Below are 23,237 nucleotides of genomic sequence, written 5' to 3'. Positions count from 1 at the left end.
TTTACTGCCACAATCTGCATAATACATAAGGCCCAGTTAAAGGGTGATATTCTCCCCAACCATCGGGATACCTTTTTACATTTCCTCTTATCCTTTGCACATTATCAAAGGTTTCTTGGTCTATAATTGCCTCGTGGGTATTTTCAAATATCAGCCAGTTTTCTTCAGATACATATTTGCTTTTCTTATCCTTGAAATGCTTTCTTGTTTTGAAGTTTACAGTATGACCTAAATATTCCTGTTTCTTTAAGATACTTACAATTGTAGAACTGCACCAACGATAAGGATGTTCAAACACTTTGCTTTGATGTAGTCCATATCCTAATTTTTGCTGATGGTAAGCAGGTATATCTACTTTTTCACTTTCCAATATCTTTGCTATTCGATACGGACCATTGCCTTGCATGGTCAGATTGAATATTCTCCTTACTATCTCCGCTGCTTTTTCATCTACAATCCACTTATCTTTGTCTTTTTCATCTTTGATATATCCATAAGGTGGAGAGCTTGCCGTATGCTTTCCGCTTTCCCCCTTTGACCTGAATGTAGATTGTATTTTTCTTGAAGTATCTCTTGTATACCATTCATTCATAATATTTCTAAAAGGGGTAAAATCATCTTCTCTATAAAAGCTATCTACATTATCATTGATAGCAATGAGCCTAACTCCCTTTTGTCTTAAGATTTCCATACATTGACCGACTTTAAGATAGTCTCTGCCAAGTCTACTCATATCTTTTACGATTATACAACCTATTATATTACCTTGATTAACTCCGTTCATCATTGCCATAAAGCCCGGTCTATCAAACTGTGTTCCGCTTATTCCATCATTTGTAAAATGTATGATGTTGCTTAAATTATTTTTACCTGCATATTCTTCAAGGATTTTCTTTTGATTTACAATAGAATTGCTTTCTCCTTGAAGTTCATCATCACGACTTAATCTCTCATAGAGTGCTGTTATCTTTTCATAATTCCTCATTTTTACCCCCTTTCTCTTAGTTTCTTAAATAAAAAAGAATTAAGAAGTACATATTTCACTAATATAGTGATTAAGTGTTCTCCTTAATTCTATTACTCCAAGAGCCAGCTAAATTTACTTATACTATTCCCTCTCAAAACAGTCTCGTCTCTTTAAATTTTAATGACCTTCAAGCTTATGGCTACACAGTGGATAAAGCAGGTTTTATGGGAGCTGATTTTAACAAAGCCGCAGGCTTGCCAAAGGACTTTAAAATCCATAAAAGCACACTTGATGAGTTTAGTAGATTTGCCGAGCGCAACCATGTGCTAAACCGCATCAAAAGCAAAGACGAGCAGATAAAGATCTTTGATAACATCGATATGGCTGACACCATAAAGCACTACTACAGACTATTTGATCAAATGACCTCTGCTTTAGGCGATGATAAAAAGAGCTACACCCTTGCAGATATAGGCAAACTACCAAAAGGCTACAGCACAAAAGGCACTCGCTATGATGCCAAAGGACACCTACTAAAAGATCTATCAAACTCTACTATCTCAAACATCTACTCTAGCACTGATGAGCTAAATAGCACTAAATCTCTTAGCAAAGAACTTTCAAGTGCAGGCGTTAGGCTCATAGTAAAAGAGGTTGATTTTACGATGAGCGAAGCAGGCGATGAGTTTAGCTTCAACCCTGATATGTCGGTATATCAAGCAGATGAAGGTTACAGCAAAGAGGCTCTTTTTATGGGATTTTTGCGCAGCTCTAGACCGCTACCAAGTGATAGTGCAAAGACTAAGCTTAGCAGTGCTGCCTTAAATGATATCTCAAGCACTGGAGAGCATAAAGAGTATTTTGTGGATTTTGAAAAGGTGGGCAAGGACAACGAGAGCATAAAAGCACTCATAAAAGAAAGACTTAAAGATAATGTATGCAAGATCAAAGAACATTAGCGCAGAGAGTGTCACTTCAAACGAATATGAGAAATTTAAGCCAACTAGCGAGGATATAAATTCTCTAGCAAATTCTTGGAGCGAGAGGATAGGCTCTGTTAGCAAGAGTTTTGTGTAGAGAGAAGTCATATATAAACTAAATTGTTGAAAGGTCGATTTAGTTATTGATTATACTCTAGCCCATAAAAGCATTAAACCTAAGTAGGTTGAATTCATATTCTTTAGCTGAATGTGTGTTAGTGTATAAAACAGCACTGCTGGATAGGTGGTAATATGCTCTAATGCAAATTAATACCATTAAAACCTATGAAAGAGATGCTGGAATATCTAAACAAAGTGAGACCTTAACAATGCTTAATAATATAACCTATTCGCCAAATCTAAATAACGATTCACTATTTGAAGGAAGTAGAGTTAATTATAAGAAAGTGATGGGCAATAGCACAAACTTTACTGGAGCTTTTAAATCCTACAATGATGATAAACAAACCATTTGGGGCAAAAAATCAGATAATGATCTAGAAGGACAAAAGATACGTCAAACTTTAGAAAGATTTGGTGTGTCTTTTAGTAATGAGGGTCGTGAGCTTCTCGAGTCGTCTAATATAAGTGTAGATGAATTTATTGAGAGGTATTCTAAAGTTATAAATAGTAGTATGCCACAAGAGATTGGTGAGATGATAGACTAATGGATCAAAAAAGCGATCATGAAGAACAAGACAATCAAACTGACACGCAAAAACAAGAAACCTTTAAGCCTATGCAAGTAACTAAAAAATTTAAAACTTATGATATGCAAGCCGATGAAAAATTTAAAGAATTTTACAAATTTATAAAAACTGAATTTGATAATGGCGAAAGCATATTTGAAATTTTAGAAAAAGTCGCAAATAAAAAAGTGGATAAAACCGTATAGAGGGTCAAATTTAAAGCAATCACTACTTTATACGATAAATAAGATAGCTATTTTTTATCCATCAAGCCATCTTATTTAAAATTTGCTTCTTATCTATCTTTTGCATAAGCTCTAAGACGTCTATGTCTCTTTTTTCTTTAAATTTTAAAAGTTCTCTTGCATAGAGAAATTTCTGATCCTTATTTATATCATAGGTCTCATACTTCTTCTTAACCTGCATAGGTTTAAATTTCTTCTCAGCCTGCTCTTTAGCAAAATTTGCATTGTATTCTTGTTCTTCTTTGTGTAGTTTAGCTAGAAATTCTTTATTCTCTTTTGTAGTTTTTTCTACATCTTCTCTATAAAGCTTTTTAAACTCTTCTATACTTAGATCAGCTCTAGCAAACAATGCAGCACCATCATTACTCATCATAGTGCCTTCTGGAAATGATTTTACAAAGGCTTCTAGTTCTGCCTCCTCTTCTGCTGTGCCAAGACCAATCATAAAGCCATTTATTGTTGGCTTGCCATCAACAGAGTTTGTAAGTAGCCAATCCATATAGCTTTGTAACTCTCCAACTCTAAATTCTTCCATAGTTTCTGGAGGGTATTTTGATGCTAAAGCTCTTCTTTCTTTCATGGGGTAATCAGACAGCATATTATCTATTCGATTTATAGTATCTGTTATCCAGCCCTCTTTACTTTGGTCTATATCAATAAATTCTTTTACATTATCAGTCCAGGGTCTAAACATATACTTTGAGTAATCAAATTTCTCTTCGCTGACGCTTTTGTCTTTCTTACCTTCTTTGTTTATATTTTCTGTTGTATTTTCTTTTTGGATAGTGGTTTCTTGTATCGGTGTATTGCTAAGTCCGTTTATGCTAGTTATCATTTTAAGCTCCCCCTTACGCCTTTATATCAACGTCTCTTTTTATACCAAGCATATCCACTAGATATTTTCCAGCTGGGTTTTCATTTAGCTCTTTTACTAAATTTAAAGGTGGCATGCTAAATTTTAAAAAGCTATCCATAAAGTCTTTGCTCTTTTTGCCGTCTTTGTCTATCTCACCAAAGAGTAGCTTTAACATTTTTAGATTGCGCTCCATCATCTTTTTAAATGAGAGTTCGTCTTCTTCATCTGAATACTTACCGACAAACCCAGTCGTTAGATCTACATAGACAAGGTCTCTTTTATACTTAACATACTCTTGCATATATTCAGGCATACCAGATAGATCAGAGTCGCTTGCTTTGTTGAAATTTGCTCCAAATTTCATCTCACCCATAAGCTCAAATAGCTCAAATGCCCTACTAAATTCTTTACTATCTACGCTCTTATCAAAGCCTTGCTTCTTTCCAAAAACGGTGGTTTCACCTTCTTTGACGTCAAGGTTGCTATTTATAACGGCTGCTAAAAGTCCGCCTCTAGTTATAGAGCCATCTTTGTTTGTGTATCTTTCGCCGTGTGGATCGATAAAAACACCACTTCCCACACTCTCTTTGCCACCATTATTGTTGTTAAAGATATCTGTTGTTGGCTTTAGTGGCTGCATGCCATCTCCGCCATCAAAGCTTGGGTTGAAAAAGAGCGTGCTTATCATCTGCTTGTTTGACTCTTTGTAGTTAAAGCTAGAAGCAGCTGCATCAAAGTCATAAATGGAGTTATGGATCTTAGTTACTTGCATACTTTGGCGGTTATAAGAAAAGCCTTGTGGGAAATTTCTTATCTCGTCAATGCTAAAGCTATCTTTTGAATTTAGCGTGTCTTCGCCAACGACTTGGCAGAGAATTTTGTAGGCATTGCCAGCAGTCTTTGCTATATCTATGCTTTTAAAGGTGCGACTAAAAAATGATGTCCCCTCTGCAACATTGACTAAAGACTCCAGCGTGCTTGAGTGAATTTTATATTCACTTGGGATGCCAGCTTGTTTATTAAACTCATCTGTAAAGTAGCCATCCTTATCTACCTTGTAGCCTAAAACCTCTGAGCTGGTTTGTTTGGTGGCAACTTTGGTTGATACCTTTATGTTCTGCTCTAAATTTAAGGGGTAGCTACCAAGTGCGTTTATCATCTAATATCCTTTAAATTTAAGCCATCTTATTTAAAATTTGCTTCTTATCTATCTTTTGCATAAGCTCTAAGACGTCTATGCCTCTTTTTTCTTTAAATTTTAAAAGCTCTCTTGCATAGAGAAATTTCTGATCCTTGTTTATATCATAGGTCTCATACTTCTTCTTAATCTGCATAGGTTTAAATTTCTTCTCACTTTGCTCTTTGGCAAAATTTGCATTGTATTCTTGTTCTTCTTTGTGTAGTTTAGCTAGAAATTCTTTATGCTCTTTTGTAGTTTTTTCTACATCTTCTCTATAAAGCTTCTTAAACTCTTCTATGCTTAGATCAGCTCGGCTAAGTAGAGCAGAGCCTTTTTTACTTGACATCGCATCATCAGGTAGTGATCGCATAAAATTCTCTAACTCTGTTTCTTCTTCTTTTGTGCCAAGACCAACCATCTTTCCAGATATTGTTGGTTTGCCATCCACTGAGTAGGTAAGTAGCCAATCCATGTGCCCTTGTAAGACACTAATCTCAAGCTCTTCCATGTTTTCTGGATATTTTGCTATCAACGCACGTCTTTGCTCGATAGTAAAATCATATTTCTTAGAAAGCATAGTATCTATCTTGTTTATAGCATCCGTTATCCAGCCCTCTTTACTTTCATCTATATCAATAAATTTTGGCAATACTTCTGCAAGTGGTTTGTGCATTAGTTTATCTATTAGAGCCTTTTCTTGCTCCTTTGACATTTTTGCATTTTCTTTTTGGATAGTGTTATCTTGTATCGGTGTATTGCCAAGTCCGTTTATGCTAGTTATCATTTTAACTCCCCTTATGCCTTTATATCAACATCTTTTTTTATACCAAGCATATCTACTAGGTATTTTCCAGCTGGGTTTTCATTTAGCTCTTTTACTAAATTTAAAGGTGGCATACTAAATTTCAAAAAGCTATCCATAAAGTCTTTGCTCTTTTTGCCGTCTTTATCTATCTCACCAAAGAGTAGCTTTAGCATTTTTAGATTACGCTCCATCATCTTTTTAAATGATAGTTCGTCTTCTTCATATCCCCTACGTCTATCTTCAGGAGTGCTGACAAAGCCACTTTGTAAGTCGATATAGATAAAGTCTCTTTTAGATCTAATGTGATCTTGCATATATTTAGGCATGCCAGCTATGTCATTATCAGTAGCATTTATAAAGCCAGGTCCAAATTTCATCTCACCCATAAGCTCGAACAGCTCAAAAGCTCTATTAAATTCTTTACTATCTATGCTCTTGTCATAGCCTTCTCTTTTGCCTTGTACTGTTGTCTCGCCCTCTCTTACATCAAGGTTGTTGTTTATAACGGCTGCTATAAGTCCGCCTTTGGTTATTGAACCATCTTTATTAGTGTATTTCTCTCCATGCGGATCCATAAATACACCAATGACCGTATTTTCTTTGCCACCATTGTTGTTGTTAAAGATATCTGTTGTTGGCTTTAATGGCTGCCTGCCATCTCCACCGCTAAAGCTTGGGTTGAAAAAGAGCGTGCTTATCATCTGCTTGTTTGACTCTTTACCGTTAAAATCAGCCGCAGCCGAGCCAAATTCATGAATGGAGTTATGGATCTTGGTTACTTGCATACTTTGGCGGTTATACTCAAAGCCTTGAGGGAAATTTCTTATCTCATCTAAGCTAAAGCTATCTTTTGAATTTAGAGTGTCTTCGCCAACTACTTGGGAGAGAACTTTGTAGGCATTATTTACAGTTTTTAGTATGTCGATGCTATCAAAAACCCTTTGCATATAGTCAGGCTGCGTCTCTATCCTGACTAAAGACTCCAGCGTGCTTGAGTGAATTTTATATTCACTTGGGATGCCAGCTTGTTTATTAAACTCATCTGTAAAGTAGCCATCCTTATCTACCTTGTAGCCTAAAACCTCTGAGCTGGTTTGTTTGGTGGCAACTTTGGTTGATACCTTTATGTTCTGCTCTAAATTTAAGGGGTAGCTACCAAGTGCGTTTATCATCTAATATCCTTTTAGCTTTAACTCATACCAAAGATATCGTCTTTTTTATAAAAAGATTTATTTCGCCAGGGATTTCTAGTCTGCATAAATTTACTCCTAAACTCTCGTATCTACTTTTTTATAAAGCCTATCTTTGTTAGATAGTTCCTTAAATTTGAGGTCGTTTTCAAGGTAGGTGATGTTGTAAATTTCTTTAGTGGTGATGCTTTTGCCGTTTTCAAGTCCGATCAGGAATTTGCTTGTAAATTTATCAGAGAGGTTTTTAACGAGCTTTGCTCCAAGCTCTTTTAGACTAGATATCTTATCATCTTGCTTTATGCCTATATCTTTAAAGTCAAGTCTATTTAGCTCTACATCATTCATGCTCTTAGCATCTAAATTTATACTTGCTCTTTTGCTATCCTTGTCATCTTTGCTGATTAGCTTGCCAGTGTCGCTATAAATTTCTTTTACCTCTAGCTCTCTTCCGCTGTCAAATTTAAGTGTGATCGTGCCATTTTTATTTAGCTTCATAGCTATTACGCTGTCTGTGTCTTTTAGTGCAGCTGCTGCCTTGCTCGTATCACTCTCAAAAGCATGCTTTACTCTTTCTAAATTTTCTAGGCTAAACTCAAGCCCAGTTGCTTTTTCAAACTCACTCTCCATAGCGATCATATAAGATGACTTTGTGGCTTTTAGCTTTGAGATGAGATCATCTGCATCCTCTACATCATTTTCTTTTAAATTTTTGCTTATCCACTCTACGTCTTTGCTGTGAGCGCTAGACTCTTTTTGGTAGTCGTTATAAAATTTCATAAAGCTATCTTTTTGATAGCCTGCGTATGAAAAGCTCTCATCTTGTTTAGGCCCAGAAGGCTTTATGATAGGGTTAAACTCGCTAAGCTTTTTCTTGCCGTCAAAGCCAACTTTCTCATAGGCAAAGTTATTTAAGCCGCTCTCTTCGTTAAATATCTTATTATCCCTAAGATCTACCCAGCCGTCTTTGTCTGCATGGTCTTTGAAAAATTTATTAGTCTCTTCTTTGTCTATCTTTTGGTAGCGATACTCGGCTGAAAATAGAGTATAAGGGTTTGAGTTATTTAAACTAACTCTGTAATCAACTGTGTTCTTGCTAGCAAAGTCCATAGCCTCATGGCTTAAATTTCTAATATCCTTTTTAATAAAGTCGTTAAGGTTTATCTCGCTTACAACTTCGCTTAGTTTGAAAATTTTCTCGTTTCCGTCTTTATCGTAGCCTCTAACCTTTAGCTTATCAAAGTATTTATCACCAGAATTTATCACTCCGTCCTTATTGCTATCAAAGTTAAATAAAAATCCATTTGCATCTAGCTTGCCTTATGCCTAGTTTGTCATTATCGTCATAAAGATCCAAAAAGACCTCTACATCACCCAGTGAAGTTTTTATCGTTTTTTCATAGGCGTAGTCATTTAAATTTGTAAATTTAGTATCTGCTGCCGCAATGGGCTTAATGGGAGTTTTTGAATTTATAGATGAAAAATAGGTGCTAGTTTGATCCACTTTCCTTAGTGCTGAGGCATCTTCGCCAAAGAGATATTTGTTTTCAAAGTCCTTTTTGTCCCAGTTTCTCCGCTGGATATCCACGTAAGAAAAAGCATCGTTTGTTCCGTTGTCTGCTTTAGCATACTCTGACTTCACGCCACTGGTGCCTGCACTTTGGATGATAGAGTAGGTGCTATTTGAGATGAGCTTAGTAGCGATGTCTTTAAGCTCAGACTTTAAATTTATGTTGTCTAAAGTTTGCACTCTATCTACACCAAGAAGGACCCTTGAATAGATCATATCTTTGGGTAGATTTATATTTATGGGCTCTAAATTTGGTGTTACCATCATTTTAAATCTTTTTAAATATATAGCTTATATCGGCAAATATAAAAAATGTTTAGTAGTATGGTAGCCAAAAGGGCTTAGAGCGAATGCCTACTATGTTATATATTTTATAGCTCTCCTACCTTCGTCCTCTCATCAAATTCTTTTAAAACGTCCATTATCTTACTTGCTAGCCCCTAGAGCGTGTGATCCTTTTTAAGCTCTAAATTTCTAAGCTTTAAAATCCTAGCTAGTATATCTTTTAGATCTTTCTTACCAGATAGTATCTCATCATAATAAGCCTTTGGTATGCCTATCTCGCTTCTATCTTGTTTTGTAAGTATGAGTTTGTCTCTATATACATTGCGAGCCTCATCAGTTATCCTTGTTGTGCCACCTTGTAGCACAAGACCTTGCTCGTTTTTTAAAAATGCCACAAAGATTTGCTCCTTTGTATAGCCTTGTTCGTTATCATACACAGACATATCAGGCTTGAAGTCATATCCAGCACTGCTAACCCACATATAAGGGATAGTATGCTCAGTCGTCATCACTTCTGGAGAGAAGTCAAGGAAATTTCCATTGACTTCTACATTTATATCACTTAGATCATTTATTAGCTTGCGTGCATTTTCTACGTCTTGAGTTGTTCTAAAGATATGAGTTACCTTCTCATTACTCCTATCAGTTAGCCCATCTATCTCGTCACTTGTCATCCTACCCATTAGATATTCGGAATAATCTATTTTTTTATCTTTTGAAAAGTAACCCTTTGGCATCTTTGCTAGATCTTCATTTGAGTAAAATTCTTTACCCTTGCTAATAACTCCAGCTGAAATTTGATCAAAAATTTTATAGTATTGCTTTATAGTGTCTGCTAGATCGATATTTGCAAAACTATCCTCTCCAAATAGCACATTATCTTTTTTTGTATTCATTGAAAAATTTGTAAAGTTTGGGTGTTTTTGATTGTGTAGAACTATCGCATCAAGCGTGCTTTTGTGGATTTTAAAGTCCTGTGGTAAGCCTGCAGCCTTGTTAAAGTCAGCTCCCATAAATCCTTTAGCATCTACACTATACCCATAGCCCTCTTGTGAAGTAAATTTAGCCTGATAAATAGAGTCGATAGCGCTAGATGAAACAAAGTCATTTTTAGGAATAGTGACTTGGCTGATCGAATTTATATTTGGAGTGTTAGGCAAGAAATTTGCAAAGCCTTCGCTTTTTGTCTGTTTTTGGTAGTGCTGTTTTGTTAAGATGGAGTTATAAGAGACTTTCATAGCTTACTCCTTGAAATTTACTTCAAAGAGTAAGCAAAAGTTGTGCCGAAAAATTTAAGCGAGATAAATTTATGTTTGCTCGCTTTGAAATAAAATTTTACCTATGGGCAAAAATAAAAGCAAATTTATAGAAAGCATCTTGTAAAATAAATCAATCCTGAAAAAATGTACCGCTTTTTATAAAAACTGTACCATACTTTTAGGAAATTTTAAAGAAAGGGAAACTGCAAAAAGGGCAGTTAAAGTATCGATAAGTAGGACATCTATGGTGTCACGGGGGAGACTTGAACTCCCGACCTCCGGCTTATGAGACCAGCGCTCTAACCAGCTGAGCTACCGTGACACTTTAAAATAAGTTTCGGATTATATAATTTTTAAACTTATTTGTAGATAAAAACCATCTTTATCTACAAACACAAAGTAAAAGCACCAAGAATCGACAAAACGTCTATTTTACAAAATAATTTTGAGCTAGAGATTTATCCTCAGGTATGATACTAAATTTCTCGCTATCGATGCTAACTTCAAATTTATTTTCTCTGCTTGCTTTTGTATAAGCTAATGCAAGCCTTGCAGCTAGCTCTTTGTCAGCTTTACTAGCGTTTTTGCTTATGAAGCTAACGGCTCCTACGATGTCATCACTCTCTTTAAATTTTACTTGTTCAAATTTATCATTTGGATGCGCTAAAAGAGCGTTATTATCGCTCTCGTCACGGCCTATTATCATTTTTGCACCATCTGGTAAGCGCAGATGCCTACCAAGCTTTAGCCACACGACATCGATATCTCGCATCTCTTTATCAAAATTTAGATAATCCTTTATCTTCACAGCAAAACTCTCGATCGTTAGCAAACATCCACCTCCAGGCGTTGCAAAGTCCTCAAAGCCAAATTCCTTTGCCAAAGCAAGCTGCGGCTTTCTATCGCGTCCGCTTATATCAAGCAGCTTCTCTCTATCGACCCAGCCCTCGCGCTCTGGCTTAGTTGGTGGCAAAAGCTTAGCACACATCGGACGAAGCACTAGATCATCCTCATCATCAGCTAGACGCTTAACCTGAAAGAGTGCGTCTCTTCGCTGACTCATCGGCCTTTGACCCAAAACTTCGCCTGTGATGATGAAATTTGCATTTTCACTTTTTAGCATATTAAGAGCGGTTTTAAACATATATCCGTGACAATCAATACAAGGGTTAAACTGCTTGCCGTAGCCGTATTTTGGGTTAAAAAGCACATCACGAAGATACTCATTCCTCATATCAACCACTTTTAAGCTAGCTCCAGCCAAAGCTGCACGGCGTCTTAAAATTTCATGTTTTTCTTCATCTACGCCAAATCCGGTATCCATATAAAGTGCGACCACTTCGATGTTTTGATTGCTTATTAATTTCATTGAGAGCATGCTATCAAGCCCTCCGCTAAACAAAGCTAAAGCCTTCATTTTTGTCCTGAAAGTAAAATTTAAAGCCTAAATTTACTAAATCTAGGCTTTTATGAAGTTTATTTAGCAGCGTTAATTACGATTTTTTTGATGACTTCGCTCGCGGCTTTTAGACTGCTAACTGGCAAATACTCGAAGACGGAGTGAAAGTTATTTGCCCCTGTGAATAAATTTAGTGTTGGCACACCTTTTGCAGATATCACAGCGCCGTCATATCCGCCTCGCATCGGCTTTATATTTGGCGTGATATTTAGCTCACTAAAGGCATCTTTTGCTAGTTTTATAGGCAGTGAGTTTTCATCTTTTAAGAACTTAAAGACGTTTTCATAGCGTGTTTTTAGCGCGATCTCGCAACGATCTCCATAAATTTTATTAAAAGAATTTGCCATATCGCTTAAAAACTCAAGCCTTTTTTGAAATTTCCCCTCGTCAAATTCTCTTATATCGATCTTAAGAGTTGTTTTTGCGCTGTTTCCACTAAGCTCTTTTACCCAAAAATAGCCTTCTTTGCCCTCGGTACACTCTGGCACTTCGCCACCTGGCAAAAGCGAGATAAATTTATGCGCAAGAAGTAGCGAATTTACAAGCTTGCCCTTTGCGTTCATCGGGTGAGCCGAAACGCCTTTAAAGACCATCGTGCAATCAGCCGCGTTCCAGTTTTCATATATTAGTTCGCCTATCTCGCAGCAGTCTAGGCAGTAGCCAAAATCAGCTCCCAGCAATTTTACATCAAGTGCTTTTGCACCAAGCAAGCCCTGCTCCTCATCTGGCACGAAGCAGATCACTATTTTACCGTGCTTTTCATTAGGATTTTGCATAAAATAGCTAGCCATATTTACGATACTAGCGATTGCCGCCTTATCATCAGCCCCAAGCAAGCTAGTGCCGTCAGTCACGACTATGTCGTCGCCAACGTATTTTTTAAGCTCTGGGTTGTCGCTAAATTTTAGATAAATTCCCCGCTCTTCGTGTAGGCAGATATCGCCACCTGTGTATTTTACTATCTTGGCTTTGGTATCATTTTTTTGCTCACTACTTGTATCTAAGTGCCCAAAAAAGGCGATGCTTGGAGCATTTTCGCAGTTTGCAGGAATTTTTGCTATCAAGATAGCATTGTCTTGCAAAATGATATCTTTTATGCCTAGCGAGCTAAGCTCTTCTTTTAAAAACTTAGCCAGCTCATACTCGGTTGGGTTAGAAGGCATGACACCTTTTAACCCATTCTCTTTATTTGTTGTGGTGTTAAACTTTGTGTAGTTTAAAAATCTCTCTACGATATCCATTTTTCATCCTTTTAGATGACAAAAAATGCAATCGCTACAACAGAGATAAACATACCTAAAAATGTTCTTTTAGCGATTTCAACTGGACTAACCATAGCAATGCCTGCACAAACGATAGCAGCACCAGCAATCGGGGAAGCTGATCTACCTAAAGCACCAGCAATAGCTGCTGCCATACCAAGCTTATCTTGTTCAAAGCCAAGTGCAGCGGCGTTTGTTGTGACAGCTTCGTTAAATGCAAATGTAGCGGCGTCACCTGAACCTGTAACTATACCCATGATAAATGGCACAAATGTTCCGCCAAATTTAACGTAACTTTGATCTGTTTTGAGCCATGCAATGACCACATCAACGGCTCCACATGCCTTTAAACCAGCAACAAAAACACCAGCTGCGATGATGATACCCATAACATCAGCGTAAGCGTGACCCATACCGTTAAAGAACTCTTTTGTGATCTTTTGTGGGTTTGTAAGCGTAGCAAAGATAGCTATGACAGCACCAAGTATCATCGCTTCAGCAACGCCCATCTTTGTCCATGCTAAAAAGCTGTAGTCTTTTGCTAGGCTTGTTCCGCCAATAACCAAGATAACAAGTGGGACTAGAGGCATAATAGCGTAGATGAAATTTACTTTAAATAGCGGCTTCTCTTCGCTAGTGGCACTACTTTCAAGAGTGAAATTTGTATTTTTTTGATAGTCTTTAAGCAGTATCGCAACAATAACTAATGCGATCACTACGATAACAAGAGCAGTAAATGCACTTGGAATTTGTACTTTTATGACATCTTGAACTGTGTAGCCCTCAACCGTTTTTTTAACAAGATCAGCTACATAGACGTTGTGAGCCGATCCTGGGCTTAAAACTCCACCAAATGTCCCTGCAAAAACAGCAGCACCAGCCATAGCTGGGCGGATGCCTGAAGCCATTAGAAGCGGTATAAGTGTCGCACCAACAGCAGCGGAGCATCCTGCAGCTGAAGGGATAGCGATATTTATAAAATAAGTTAGCACGGTTGTTGCTGGGATTAGTATAAAGCCCACATTTTTAAGTGGCTTTGTAAGAAGTGCGACAAGGTGCTTATCACACATTGTATATTTCATAACAAATGCAAAACCCATACTAGCACATATAGCTTTTATAAGCCCTGCTTTAGTCATATAGTCAGTAAAAGCACTTAGTGCCCCCATCGGTTTTAGTGCGATTATACAAAGCACCAAACCAACACCTATTAGCACCGTTCTTGTCTCTTTTTTTAAGACAAGAAGTGCCACAACAGCCGCGATGCCAAGAATGGCAGCAATTAGCTTAAATGTTTCCATACCTCTCTCCTTGTTTAGATTTTAAATTTAGTTCCAACTTCTATTTTTTCTATCTCTTTTTGATACTCAAATTTTAAAATTTCACTATGTCCTATGACCTGGGCCTCGCTATTCTCTATGAGCAAAGCCGTACCCTCAGGCAGTGCGTAAATGGTCTCTTTTGGATTAGCTATTAAAAATTCCTCCAGCCTCTCCTCCCTGCTCTCGCCGTTATGGCCTGCTAGCTTGCCACTTATGAAGTGCGGGTTTATTTGATGAGGGAAGATATTTAGACTATCAAATGACTTTGGCATGATGATAGGCATATCATTTGTTGTCATCATCGTCTTACCGGCGATATTTGCACCAGCTGACCAGCCAAAATATTTTGCGCCATTTGCCACAGCTTCTTTTATAGGCTCTATCAAATTTAGCTTATAAAGCATGTAAAGCAGCATAAAGGTATTGCCGCCACCAACTGCGATACTGCTAGCATTTTTGATAGCTGAAATTTTATCCTCGTAGTGGTGGATTGATTTTATATTGCTATTTTTTAATCTATCAATTACTTTTTGCTCGTACTCATCATTTGTTCGCCTAACTCCAGCGTAAGGGATAAATAAAATTTCTTCCTTGCCGCATTCACCTAAAAATTCCTTAATCCAGTTTTTGCAGTGCCTTAAATAGCCAGTATCTTGATAGCTTGAAGCACTGATTAGTAAAGCATTTTTCATTTTTTTACTCCATTTAATTTGTAAGCAGATCTTAGATAGACATCAACTCCAGCTACCAAGCACTCCTCATCAAAGTCAAATTTGCAGTTGTGATGGCCTGCTTTTAAATTTGTTCCTATCATCATATAGCCACTCTTTGCGCCCCTATCTTGCAAAGCTCTCATAAAATGAGCGAAGTCCTCGCAAGCACCAAAATCAAGCTCTTTTACGATCTTATCATCATCTATAAAAGGACTTTGCTTTGCAGCTTCATAGAAAATTTCAGTTACTTCTTTGTCGCTATCGGCTCCGTTTGTGCCGCCAGTTTTTACGACTTTGCTCTCTACGCCATAAATTTCGCTCACACCTTTAACTATATCCATGCATTTTTCATACATGAAATCATTTAAATTTGTATCTTCACCTCTTGTTTCGCAAGCTAGATAGCCATTTGGTGCGATGACGTTTCTGCCCTCACCTGCTCTTAAAACGCCTACGTTTATCCTAGTCACACCCTTTGCATGTCTTGTGATACCATGCATGCTTAGTGCCATTTGAGATGCGGCTAAAAGGGCATTTGCACCATCTTGTGGTGCTCCTGCTGCGTGAGCTGAACGGCCGGTGATATGTACGTCAAATTTTGAAGTTGCAAGTAGCTTATTTGTCCCGCAGATGATGCCTCTATTGGTTTTTGCTTGAAAGCCGATATGACCGCCCAGTAGGTACTCTACACCATCAAGCACACCAGCAGCTTCCATAGCCACAGCACCTCTTGTGCCCTCTTCTGCCGTTTGGAAGATAAATTTAAACTTACCATTTAGATCATCTAAATTTTCAGCTATAAGTTTTGCCACACCAAGGCCTATAGATATATGACCATCATGCCCACAAGCATGCGTGATACCAGCGATATCTGCGCCAAAACCCTCTTTATAAGGTCTGTGAGTAGGCTCGTCGCTCTCTGTCACATCAACACTATCAATGTCAAATCTAAATGCTGTAAATTTACCAGGCCTTTTCGTATCTATAAAGGCAGTTAGGCCTGTTAGTCCATCTTTCATATAAGGAAGATATTTTGCCTCTTCAGGGCTTAGGAGCTTTTTGGCTCTTTCTATTGCTTTTTCGCACTGCTCTTTTGAGCCAAGGCCAAGCCTTGCATCGGCTTTAACGACCTTCTCACCAAGGCTTATTTCATATCCTAGATCACTAAGCCTCTTTGCTAGTACGGCGGTTGTAAAAAACGTAAACCAGCCAGTCTCTGGATGTGAATGAAAATACCTGCGATCCTTGATCAGCTCATCTTTTAAAGAAAGAGCCAAATTTGCTATCTTATCCATAGGTTTCTCCTTATTCATTTGATAGTTTAATTAGTGCATTTGTTAAAATTTGTGTAGCTTTGAAAGCATCATCAAAATTTATAGCTTCTGCTATATTGTGACTGATACCACCAACGCAAGGTATAAAAAGCATGCCAACGCTACTTGCAAGTTTTGTTAGATTCATCGCATCGTGTCCAGCTCCGCTTGGCAAAGTAAGCGTTTTTATGCCCAGTTTAGCAGCCTCTTCGCTTAGTAAATTTATAGCATGATCACTAAGTTTTACTGGCTCGTCACTGCTTAGTTCTCTTATCTCATAACTAAAATTTAGCTCACCGCTTAGCTCTTTTATAAAATTTCTAAGCTCTAAATTTAGCTCTTCTAGGCTTGCCTTATCAATATCTCTTAGATCAACTCCAAGCCTTGCCTCGCCTGGCACGACGTTTAAAACGCCTGGTTTTGCATGTGCGTAACCAACAGTAGCCACAGCTGTTTTTTTGTTTTTAGCAAATTTATTGGCTGCGATTATGATGTGTGAAGCAGCTAGCAGCGCGTCACTACGCATATTCATCGGCGTTGCACCGCTGTGATCTGCCTTACCATGAATAATAATTTCAAATCTAATAGGAGCGGCGATACCGCTTACTACGCCAACGCTTATGCCGCTTTGCTCAAGCACTGGGCCTTGTTCAATGTGAAGTTCTAAATATGAATGAAGTGAGTGTTCTTTTAAAATAGAATCATTTAAATTTTGTGGCTCAAGTCCAAATTTACTCATCGCTTCAAAGAGCGAGATACCATCTTCGTCTTTTAGCTCATGAAGCCTTTGCAAACCAAGTTTGCCGCTTATTATCTTGCTGCCAATGGTCGCTGTCTTGAAACGACTTGACTCTTCACAGCAAAAATTTATGAGCCAAAGTGAGCGTTTTAGTTTAATGCCAGCTTCTTTTATCGAGGTTAGCGCCTCAAGTCCAGCCATAACGCCAAGCGTACCATCATAAAAGCCGCCATTTGGCACACTATCTATGTGAGAGCCCACACAAACTGGCTTCTCGCCTGGCTCACAGCCATCATCATAGATGGCAAAGATATTGCCAACATTGTCAATTTTAAGTTTAAAGCCATTTTCTTCTATTAAATTTATAAGAAAATTTCTAGCTTCCAAGTCTTCTTTGCTAAATGCAAGCCTTGTTAGCCCTCCACCTTTTAATGCTCCAAATCTGCTTATAGCATTAAAATTCGCCTCAAATCTTTTAAAATTTATCATAATAAATCCTTAAAAAATAAAACTAATCTTAAAAACATTTATTACTTTGAACATTTTACATTTAGTTTTATGATTTAAAGCTGAATAAGTGTTAAATTTTGAAATCTAATTTTTTTGTAGTTTGTCGTATATGCTTTTTATAATTTCTGAAATTTTTTGCATTATTTCGATTTTATTTGGCTTTTGTGATTTTCTGGTATCTTCACGAAGCTTCTCGTAGTATTTTAGTTTTAGCTTTAAAATGGCCTCTTTAAGGCTATCTTCGCTCGAAGCTACGTTTGAGCTTTCATCAACATAAATTTCTCTAACAAGCACCGCGTTATCTTCAATATTTGGCAATAAAACAGCCTGAAAATAATCTTTATGATGCAAGAAGAATTTCTCCTCAAGCTCGTTTAAAACGATAGCTTCGTAATTTTTATTTGCTAGCATACTCTTTAAAACACTAAATTCTAAAATATCAGTTTTATCTTTTTTTTGAGCCACTTGTTTATTTGTTGTTACAGCATTTGTAAAATTTTGATCTTGTCTATTTATATATCTTTGTCCATGAAGGCTAAAAGTATTTAGCTCTATTTTGAGTAAATTTGAGACCAGTAATTCGTAGCTTTTTGCGATTATTGGCTTTAGAGAATTTGTAAATTCCACTATCTCTTCTAAACATTTTTGCTTTTGCACTGGGCGCGTAATATCATATTTTTTTACAACTTGCTCAATATAAAACTCGCCAAGCTCAGTCCCTGAGCCAAACATCTCTTTTAGCTCGTCGCTTCTACCTGCAAAAACCATATCCGCAGGGTCTGCACCATCTTTTATAATAACAACGCTTCCATCTATTTCGTTTTGCACTAAAAGACGAGATGATTTTATGGCGGCATTTATACCAGCCGAGTCACCATCAAAACAAAGTATTACGCTTATCTCACCTCTTTTTAAAAGCGGTAAGTGATTAGTCGTAAGCGCAGTCCCAAGCACGGCAACAGCGTTTGTAAAGCCAGCAAAGTGCAGCATGATAACGTCCAGATATCCCTCTGTGATGATGATCTGCTTCTTTTCAAAAATGCTTTGCCTAGCCAAATGATAGCCATAAAGCAGCTTTGACTTATCAAAAACCATGCTTTGTGGAGAATTTACATATTTTGCAGGATGATCCGAGATCGTTCTACCGCCAAAGCCAACTAGTTTTGCTGTGTGCGCATATATGGGAAATGTGATACGCTCGATAAAACTAGCATAAATTCCCTTCTCATTTTGCTTTACGATTCCAACTTCAAGCGCCTCTTTTGGCTCAATATTTTCATTTTGTAAAAGCCTAATAGTACTAGCACTATCCCCAGCCCAGCCAAGCTCAAATTTCTCAATCATCGCATCATTGATGCCACGAGAATAGATATATCTCACAGCGGCTTCATGCTTGAAAAATTCGCTCCTATAAAAGGCATTTGCCTTTTCTAAAATGTGCTTATTTTCTTTTTGTGTTGAGGCTTTGTCACTTGTGTATTCAAGGCTAAAATTTACAAGACTAGCTATTCTTTCGATAGCTTCTGGATAGGTTAACTTCTCATAATCCATTACAAATTTGATCGCATCTCCACCGGCCTTGCAAGCAAAACAGTGAAAAATTTGCCTACTTTGGCTTATGCTCATGCTAGGATTTCTATCATCGTGAAATGGGCAGACGCATTTGTAGTTTGCACCCATTTTTTTAACTGGCAAATAGTGCTCTATAATGTCAACGATATCGATTTGATTTTTGAGTTTTTCTATGGATTTTGGATCTATCATAAGCAAAATTATACAACCGCTTTGTTATAATTAAAGTAAAATTTTATTACAAAGTATGAGCGTGGATATTTTTTTCATTGGGCATAGAGATCCGATATTTAGCCTTATTATTTTATTTAGCATTATTTTGATGATAGCTGCATTAAGCTATGCTTGGGGTATCTTTTCGAGCAAAGATGAGAAAAAAAGAATCGAAAAATTTATAAGAAAATTTGATAGCAAAGAGGGCATAAGCAGTGAGCATAAACAGATGCTACAAAGTCCGGAGATAGACGCTCAAAGCCTTTGCATGCTAGGGCAAACTTTTGCCAAAAATGGTGATTTTGAAAAATCAATTAGTGTTTATCTCATCGCACTTGGCAAAGTTAGAGATAAAAATGAAAAAGAATTTATCCTAAACGAGCTTGGAGAGGTCTATTTTAAGGCCGGATTTTTAAAAAAAGCTAGCGAAGTCTTTGAAAAAGTGCTTGAACTAAGCCCAAGAAATGTGCTTGCACTTCGCTTTTTAACGATGATAGATGAAAAACTTAAAAACTACAAAGAAGCTCTTTATGCGCTAAATTCTCTTGAAGAGCTTGGTGTAAATGTAAAAGATCAAAAGGCCTATATAAAGGCGATCAGTACGCTTGATGATAGAAATTTAAGCTTTAATGAAAAGGTAGAAATTCTATCTCGTCTTAGCCAAAATTTTGAGCTTTTAAGACGTATGATCTTAGCACTTTTCATAAGGCACAATGAAAATTTAGAAAATTTAAAAGATTTTGCTCGTTTTGAAGATGTGATCGATCTGCTTTACAACCTAAAAACGCCTATAAATTTAAGCGATCCAAAGTACAAATCACTCTTTTATGCAAAGGGCGATATAGATGAGCCATGTGAAATTTATGGCTTTGAGCTAAACGTCATCAAAAAACTAAAAGACGCTAAATTTGATGCGGCTGGGCTAAGCTTTAACTACATTTGTAAAAGCTGCAAAAACTCATTTCCTATGCACTTTTACCGATGTCCGGTCTGTCACGAGCTAGGAAGTGTTAAAATTTTATCCCACATCACAGAAAAACCAAGTGAAGATAGTAACACTTTTTAGCGATGGCTCGTGCCTTGGAAACCCTGGAGCTGGTGGCTGGGCGTATATATTGAGATTTAATGAAGCGCAGAAAAAAGCAAGTGGCGGCGAGGCATATACGACAAATAACCAAATGGAGCTAAAAGCTGCGATAATGGGGCTAAAAGCGCTAAAAGAGCCCTGTGAAGTGAGGCTATTTACCGATAGCTCATACGTGGTAAATAGCATAAATGAGTGGCTTTCTAACTGGCAAAAGAGAAATTTTAAAAACGTAAAAAATGTAGAGCTTTGGCAGGAGTATTTAGAAATTTCAAGGCCTCACAAAGTCGTGGCAAGCTGGGTTAAGGGGCACGCTGGACACCCTGAAAACGAGGAGTGCGACCAGATGGCAAGAGATGAGGCATTAAAAATAAAAGATGAGAATGAAAGATGAAAATTTTAGAAGAATTTGAAAAGAATCTTGGATATAAATTTAAAAAAACTGCACTTTTAGAAGAGGCACTAACACACAAGAGCACAAAGCAGGCTCTAAATAACGAAAGGCTCGAGTTTTTGGGCGATGCGGTGATGGATCTGCTCGTGGCTGAGTATCTTTTTAAGAAATTTAACAAGATCGCAGAGGGCGACATGAGCAAGCTAAGAGCCGCACTTGTAAATGAAAAAAGCTTTGCAAATATGGCAAGGCATCTAAAAATGGGTAAATTTTTAAGCCTAAGTACGGCTGAAGAAAACAATGGCGGACGTGAGAAAGATAGCATTTTAAGCGATGCGTTTGAGGCAGTGATGGGCGCTATCTACCTTGAGGCTGGACTTGATAAAGTGCGAGAAATTTCGATCGCTCTGCTTGAGCTTTGCTATCCACAGATCGACTTTGCACACCTAGAAAAGGACTACAAAACCGCTCTTCAAGAGGTCACTCAGGCCAGTCTTGGCGTCATCCCAACATACGAGCTCATCGGCACGTCAGGCCCTGATCATAAGAAAGAATTTGAGATAGCCTTGCTACTAAATGGCAAAGAAATTTCACGCGCCGTTGGCAGCTCTAAAAAGCAAGCTCAACAGCTCGCAGCAAAAATCGCACTAGAAAAAATCAAAAAATAGGAAAAATTTTGAATACATTTGGCAAAAAACTAACCTTAACGACCTTTGGCGAGAGCCACGGGATGGCGATCGGTGGCGTGATAGACGGACTTCCAGTTGGGCTAAAGATAGATGTAGATTTCATCCAAAGTGAGCTAGATAGACGCCGTCCCGGACAAAGCAACTTTACAACCGCAAGAGATGAAGCCGATAAGATAGAAATTTTTAGCGGTATTTTTAACGGAGTAAGCACTGGAGCACCGATAGGTTTTGCCATTTTTAACAACAACCAAAAGTCAAACGACTATGACAATTTACGTGAAATTTTCCGCCCTGGCCATGCGGATTTTACATATTTCAAAAAATATGGCTTTAGAGATCACAGAGGCGGCGGACGCTCAAGCGCAAGAGAAACGGCCATTAGAGTAGCTGGTGGAGCTTTTGCACAGCTACTTTTAAATGAGTTTAATATAGAAATTTTAAGTGGAGTGCTTGGCATAGGCAAAGTTTTTAGTGACAAAATAGACTTTAACTTTGCTAAAAATTCTCAAATTTATGCTCTTGGCAATGAAGAAGCGATGAAAGAAGTGGTAAATAAAGCTAGAAGCGAGCACGATAGCGTGGGAGCTGTGGTTTTAAGCGTGGCTAAAGGCGTGCCAGCTGGTCTTGGCGAGCCACTTTATGATAAGCTAGATAGCGCGTTAGCAGCGGCTTTGATGGGCATAAATGGTGTAAAAGCCGTTGAGATAGGTGCTGGCGTAAATGTAAGCTCCATGCTTGGCTCAGCAAACAATGACGAGATGGACGAGCTTGGCTTTTTGAGCAACAACGCTGGTGGCATACTTGGGGGTATAAGCAGTGGCGCCGAGATCGTGCTAAAGAGCCATTTTAAGCCTACGCCTTCGATATTTAAAGAGCAAAAGACGCTAAATTTAGCTGGCGAAGTGGTAGATTTTGAGCTAAGAGGTAGACATGATCCGTGCATAGGCATACGAGGAAGTGTCGTTGCAACTGCGATGATAAGGCTAGTTATCGCCGATATGTTACTACTAAATGCTAGTACAAAGCTTGAAAATTTAAAGAAGATTTACGGCTAAATCTATAAAAATAAGTAAATTTAGTGGCCAAAAAGCCACTAAATTTTTAGAATCTATAAGCAAACTTAAGTTTTGCGCTGCTTTGATCTTTTTTACCAAAAGATTGTGCTATGCCAAAATTTATGAGTGTTGCATAAGTTGGTGTATATCTTAGACCGACCTCAACCTCTGAGCTTGTGCCTTTTTGAGTTAGACTGATCTCCTCGTCTTCTTGGATCACTGCTATTTTTGACTTGGTGTTAAATTTATACTCAGCGCTAATTTTCCCATAAGGATTAAATTTGCCAACATCATAGGCTATTTTTGAATAAATTTTAGCTCTACTTGATGTAACGCTGCTAAATTTTAATGTGCTTTGTCCGATATCTGCCTCATCGCTACCAACATAAGAGAGTGCGTAGTTTAGCCCACTATCAAGTATAAAGCTATCAAATTTTATCTTTTTGCCGACGCCAAAGCTAGCATTGTAATATGGTATTGAGATTTTATAATCCGCATCTTTTGCATCAACCTTAGCTTGGCTCCTACCAGCTTTTGCCATGAGATCTATATAAAAATCACGTGGTAAATTTAGCCTTGAAAAAATACCAAGTCCATAATTTCTAACTCTACCATCTATTTTGGCATCTTCATCACTGCTATCAAATGTTGGTATAGCAAAAGCCCCAAGTATAGACTCGCCATTTTTATTTTTACTTTGCTAGAATTTACATCACTTCTATCTGTTAAATCAATATAAACACCTGATTGTCTACTTTTTTCAATAGAAGGTCCAGTTAGTTATATTAACTTCTTTATGCATTGCATTTACCCTAACTCCGCTAGTAAAATTTATCCATTTTGCTTATTTTGTTTCTAAAAAATTTTTATTAGAAATTTTAGCCTTAAG

The 23,237-nt window shown here is 37.6% G+C and carries 23 protein-coding genes, 1 tRNA gene and 1 pseudogene; 8 read left to right on the top strand and 17 right to left on the bottom strand.

Annotation, left to right across the window (positions count from 1 at the left end):
* Nucleotide 1: 1 nt before the first annotated feature.
* Nucleotides 2-985, bottom strand: a complete 984-nt coding sequence (locus A3854_RS10060) for a recombinase family protein (RefSeq protein WP_021086466.1) — start codon at nucleotides 983-985, stop codon at nucleotides 2-4.
* Nucleotides 986-1,173: 188 nt separating this feature from the next.
* Between A3854_RS10060 and A3854_RS07845 the strand changes: the two genes are divergently transcribed.
* From A3854_RS07845 to A3854_RS07840, 4 genes are all read left to right on the top strand, one after another.
* On the top strand, nucleotides 1,174-1,926 hold the full coding sequence (locus tag A3854_RS07845; protein WP_257639902.1) for a Cj0814 family flagellar-dependent secreted protein: 753 nt from the start codon (nucleotides 1,174-1,176) through the stop codon (nucleotides 1,924-1,926).
* Nucleotides 1,901-2,044, top strand: coding sequence for a hypothetical protein (locus A3854_RS09865; RefSeq protein WP_257639901.1), 144 nt, complete (start codon nucleotides 1,901-1,903; stop codon nucleotides 2,042-2,044). Before A3854_RS07845 ends, A3854_RS09865 begins: the two co-directional genes overlap by 26 nt.
* A gap of 163 nt (nucleotides 2,045-2,207) precedes the next feature.
* On the top strand, nucleotides 2,208-2,615 hold the full coding sequence (locus A3854_RS09860; RefSeq protein WP_257639900.1) for a hypothetical protein: 408 nt from the start codon (nucleotides 2,208-2,210) through the stop codon (nucleotides 2,613-2,615).
* Nucleotides 2,615-2,842, top strand: coding sequence for a hypothetical protein (locus tag A3854_RS07840; RefSeq protein WP_257639899.1), 228 nt, complete (start codon nucleotides 2,615-2,617; stop codon nucleotides 2,840-2,842). Before A3854_RS09860 ends, A3854_RS07840 begins: the two co-directional genes overlap by 1 nt.
* A 61-nt stretch (nucleotides 2,843-2,903) precedes the next feature.
* Here A3854_RS07840 and A3854_RS07835 read toward each other — a convergent pair whose 3' ends face one another.
* The 15 genes from A3854_RS07835 to dnaG form a co-directional block, all read right to left on the bottom strand.
* Nucleotides 2,904-3,716 carry a cell surface protein gene (locus A3854_RS07835; RefSeq protein ID WP_084042013.1) on the bottom strand — a complete coding sequence of 271 codons (813 nt, stop codon included), beginning with the start codon at nucleotides 3,714-3,716 and terminating at the stop codon, nucleotides 2,904-2,906.
* A 13-nt stretch (nucleotides 3,717-3,729) separates the two neighbouring features.
* Nucleotides 3,730-4,896 (bottom strand): Cj0814 family flagellar-dependent secreted protein, encoded by a 1,167-nt coding sequence (locus A3854_RS07830; RefSeq protein ID WP_009295476.1) that lies wholly within the window; start codon nucleotides 4,894-4,896, stop codon nucleotides 3,730-3,732.
* Between the two features lie 16 nt (nucleotides 4,897-4,912).
* A complete protein-coding gene (locus A3854_RS07825) occupies nucleotides 4,913-5,701 on the bottom strand; it encodes a cell surface protein (protein ID WP_084042012.1) in 789 nt (262 codons plus the stop codon).
* Between the two features lie 11 nt (nucleotides 5,702-5,712).
* Complete coding sequence (locus A3854_RS07820) at nucleotides 5,713-6,894, bottom strand: Cj0814 family flagellar-dependent secreted protein (RefSeq protein ID WP_084042011.1); 1,182 nt, start codon at nucleotides 6,892-6,894, stop codon at nucleotides 5,713-5,715.
* Nucleotides 6,895-6,990: 96 nt separating this feature from the next.
* Nucleotides 6,991-8,175, bottom strand: coding sequence for a response regulator (locus A3854_RS07815; protein WP_257639898.1), 1,185 nt, complete (start codon nucleotides 8,173-8,175; stop codon nucleotides 6,991-6,993).
* A 22-nt stretch (nucleotides 8,176-8,197) separates the two neighbouring features.
* On the bottom strand, nucleotides 8,198-8,746 hold the full coding sequence (locus tag A3854_RS09855) for a hypothetical protein (RefSeq protein WP_257639897.1): 549 nt from the start codon (nucleotides 8,744-8,746) through the stop codon (nucleotides 8,198-8,200).
* A 173-nt stretch (nucleotides 8,747-8,919) separates the two neighbouring features.
* Nucleotides 8,920-10,002, bottom strand: a complete 1,083-nt coding sequence (locus tag A3854_RS07810) for a Cj0814 family flagellar-dependent secreted protein (RefSeq protein WP_084042010.1) — start codon at nucleotides 10,000-10,002, stop codon at nucleotides 8,920-8,922.
* Between the two features lie 266 nt (nucleotides 10,003-10,268).
* A tRNA-Met gene (locus A3854_RS07805) sits at nucleotides 10,269-10,345 on the bottom strand.
* A 105-nt stretch (nucleotides 10,346-10,450) separates the two neighbouring features.
* A complete protein-coding gene (locus A3854_RS07800) occupies nucleotides 10,451-11,440 on the bottom strand; it encodes an argininosuccinate synthase domain-containing protein (protein WP_084042009.1) in 990 nt (329 codons plus the stop codon).
* A 59-nt stretch (nucleotides 11,441-11,499) separates the two neighbouring features.
* Nucleotides 11,500-12,723, bottom strand: coding sequence for a peptidase T (gene pepT / locus A3854_RS07795; protein WP_084042008.1), 1,224 nt, complete (start codon nucleotides 12,721-12,723; stop codon nucleotides 11,500-11,502).
* 11 nt (nucleotides 12,724-12,734) lie between these two features.
* Nucleotides 12,735-14,045 (bottom strand): C4-dicarboxylate transporter DcuC, encoded by a 1,311-nt coding sequence (dcuC, locus tag A3854_RS07790; protein WP_084042007.1) that lies wholly within the window; start codon nucleotides 14,043-14,045, stop codon nucleotides 12,735-12,737.
* A gap of 14 nt (nucleotides 14,046-14,059) precedes the next feature.
* Entirely contained in the window at nucleotides 14,060-14,758 is a 699-nt protein-coding gene (gene pepE, locus A3854_RS07785) for a dipeptidase PepE (protein WP_084042006.1), read from the bottom strand.
* Nucleotides 14,755-16,074, bottom strand: coding sequence for an amidohydrolase (locus tag A3854_RS07780; protein ID WP_084042005.1), 1,320 nt, complete (start codon nucleotides 16,072-16,074; stop codon nucleotides 14,755-14,757). Before A3854_RS07780 ends, pepE begins: the two co-directional genes overlap by 4 nt.
* Nucleotides 16,075-16,084: 10 nt before the next feature.
* Nucleotides 16,085-17,320, bottom strand: a complete 1,236-nt coding sequence (locus A3854_RS07775; RefSeq protein ID WP_084042004.1) for a M20 family metallo-hydrolase — start codon at nucleotides 17,318-17,320, stop codon at nucleotides 16,085-16,087.
* 105 nt (nucleotides 17,321-17,425) lie between these two features.
* Entirely contained in the window at nucleotides 17,426-19,105 is a 1,680-nt protein-coding gene (gene dnaG, locus A3854_RS07770) for a DNA primase (RefSeq protein ID WP_084042040.1), read from the bottom strand.
* 55 nt (nucleotides 19,106-19,160) lie between these two features.
* On the opposite strand from dnaG, the gene A3854_RS07765 reads away from it, so the two are divergent.
* Genes A3854_RS07765 through aroC form a run of 4 tightly spaced genes read left to right on the top strand, consistent with a single transcriptional unit; the run spans nucleotide 19,161 to nucleotide 22,348 of the window.
* Complete coding sequence (locus A3854_RS07765) at nucleotides 19,161-20,192, top strand: tetratricopeptide repeat protein (RefSeq protein WP_257639896.1); 1,032 nt, start codon at nucleotides 19,161-19,163, stop codon at nucleotides 20,190-20,192.
* The gene (gene rnhA, locus A3854_RS07760; RefSeq protein ID WP_084042002.1) at nucleotides 20,170-20,604 is read left to right on the top strand and encodes a ribonuclease HI; all 435 of its coding nucleotides are present in this window, start codon (nucleotides 20,170-20,172) and stop codon (nucleotides 20,602-20,604) included. Before A3854_RS07765 ends, rnhA begins: the two co-directional genes overlap by 23 nt.
* Nucleotides 20,601-21,272: a ribonuclease III gene (rnc, locus tag A3854_RS07755; RefSeq protein WP_084042001.1), complete on the top strand. Its 672-nt coding sequence runs from the start codon at nucleotides 20,601-20,603 to the stop codon at nucleotides 21,270-21,272. The genes rnhA and rnc overlap by 4 nt, the downstream gene beginning before the upstream one ends.
* Before the next feature lie 8 nt (nucleotides 21,273-21,280).
* Nucleotides 21,281-22,348 carry a chorismate synthase gene (gene aroC, locus A3854_RS07750; RefSeq protein ID WP_084042000.1) on the top strand — a complete coding sequence of 356 codons (1,068 nt, stop codon included), beginning with the start codon at nucleotides 21,281-21,283 and terminating at the stop codon, nucleotides 22,346-22,348.
* 46 nt (nucleotides 22,349-22,394) lie between these two features.
* On the opposite strand, the pseudogene A3854_RS07745 reads toward aroC, so the two are convergent.
* Nucleotides 22,395-23,027: pseudogene (locus tag A3854_RS07745) on the bottom strand (autotransporter domain-containing protein); the annotation flags it as partial.
* Nucleotides 23,028-23,237 lie beyond the last annotated feature (210 nt).

Source organism: Campylobacter concisus (assembly GCF_002092845.1).
GTDB lineage: Bacteria > Campylobacterota > Campylobacteria > Campylobacterales > Campylobacteraceae > Campylobacter_A > Campylobacter_A concisus_AQ.
Note: the sequence above shows the minus strand (reverse complement) of the source record. Positions and strands in the feature narration are given on the sequence as shown.

Bases quoted from the DNA above. Each gene is read 5' to 3' on its own strand.
- A3854_RS10060 (WP_021086466.1), bottom strand. From the start codon at position 985: ATGAGGAATTATGAAAAGATAACAGCACTCTATGAGAGATTAAGTCGT.
- A3854_RS07765 (WP_257639896.1), top strand. From the start codon at position 19,161: ATGAGCGTGGATATTTTTTTCATTGGGCATAGAGATCCGATATTTAGC.
- A3854_RS09855 (WP_257639897.1), bottom strand. From the start codon at position 8,746: ATGATGGTAACACCAAATTTAGAGCCCATAAATATAAATCTACCCAAA.
- A3854_RS09860 (WP_257639900.1), top strand. From the start codon at position 2,208: ATGCAAATTAATACCATTAAAACCTATGAAAGAGATGCTGGAATATCT.
- pepT (WP_084042008.1), bottom strand. From the start codon at position 12,723: ATGGATATCGTAGAGAGATTTTTAAACTACACAAAGTTTAACACCACA.
- A3854_RS07840 (WP_257639899.1), top strand. From the start codon at position 2,615: ATGGATCAAAAAAGCGATCATGAAGAACAAGACAATCAAACTGACACG.
- dcuC (WP_084042007.1), bottom strand. From the start codon at position 14,045: ATGGAAACATTTAAGCTAATTGCTGCCATTCTTGGCATCGCGGCTGTT.
- A3854_RS09865 (WP_257639901.1), top strand. From the start codon at position 1,901: ATGTATGCAAGATCAAAGAACATTAGCGCAGAGAGTGTCACTTCAAAC.
- A3854_RS07810 (WP_084042010.1), bottom strand. From the start codon at position 10,002: ATGAAAGTCTCTTATAACTCCATCTTAACAAAACAGCACTACCAAAAA.
- A3854_RS07830 (WP_009295476.1), bottom strand. From the start codon at position 4,896: ATGATAAACGCACTTGGTAGCTACCCCTTAAATTTAGAGCAGAACATA.
- A3854_RS07775 (WP_084042004.1), bottom strand. From the start codon at position 17,320: ATGATAAATTTTAAAAGATTTGAGGCGAATTTTAATGCTATAAGCAGA.
- A3854_RS07835 (WP_084042013.1), bottom strand. From the start codon at position 3,716: ATGATAACTAGCATAAACGGACTTAGCAATACACCGATACAAGAAACC.
- dnaG (WP_084042040.1), bottom strand. From the start codon at position 19,105: ATGATAGATCCAAAATCCATAGAAAAACTCAAAAATCAAATCGATATC.
- pepE (WP_084042006.1), bottom strand. From the start codon at position 14,758: ATGAAAAATGCTTTACTAATCAGTGCTTCAAGCTATCAAGATACTGGC.
- rnc (WP_084042001.1), top strand. From the start codon at position 20,601: ATGAAAATTTTAGAAGAATTTGAAAAGAATCTTGGATATAAATTTAAA.
- A3854_RS07820 (WP_084042011.1), bottom strand. From the start codon at position 6,894: ATGATAAACGCACTTGGTAGCTACCCCTTAAATTTAGAGCAGAACATA.
- A3854_RS07800 (WP_084042009.1), bottom strand. From the start codon at position 11,440: ATGAAGGCTTTAGCTTTGTTTAGCGGAGGGCTTGATAGCATGCTCTCA.
- A3854_RS07780 (WP_084042005.1), bottom strand. From the start codon at position 16,074: ATGGATAAGATAGCAAATTTGGCTCTTTCTTTAAAAGATGAGCTGATC.
- A3854_RS07825 (WP_084042012.1), bottom strand. From the start codon at position 5,701: ATGATAACTAGCATAAACGGACTTGGCAATACACCGATACAAGATAAC.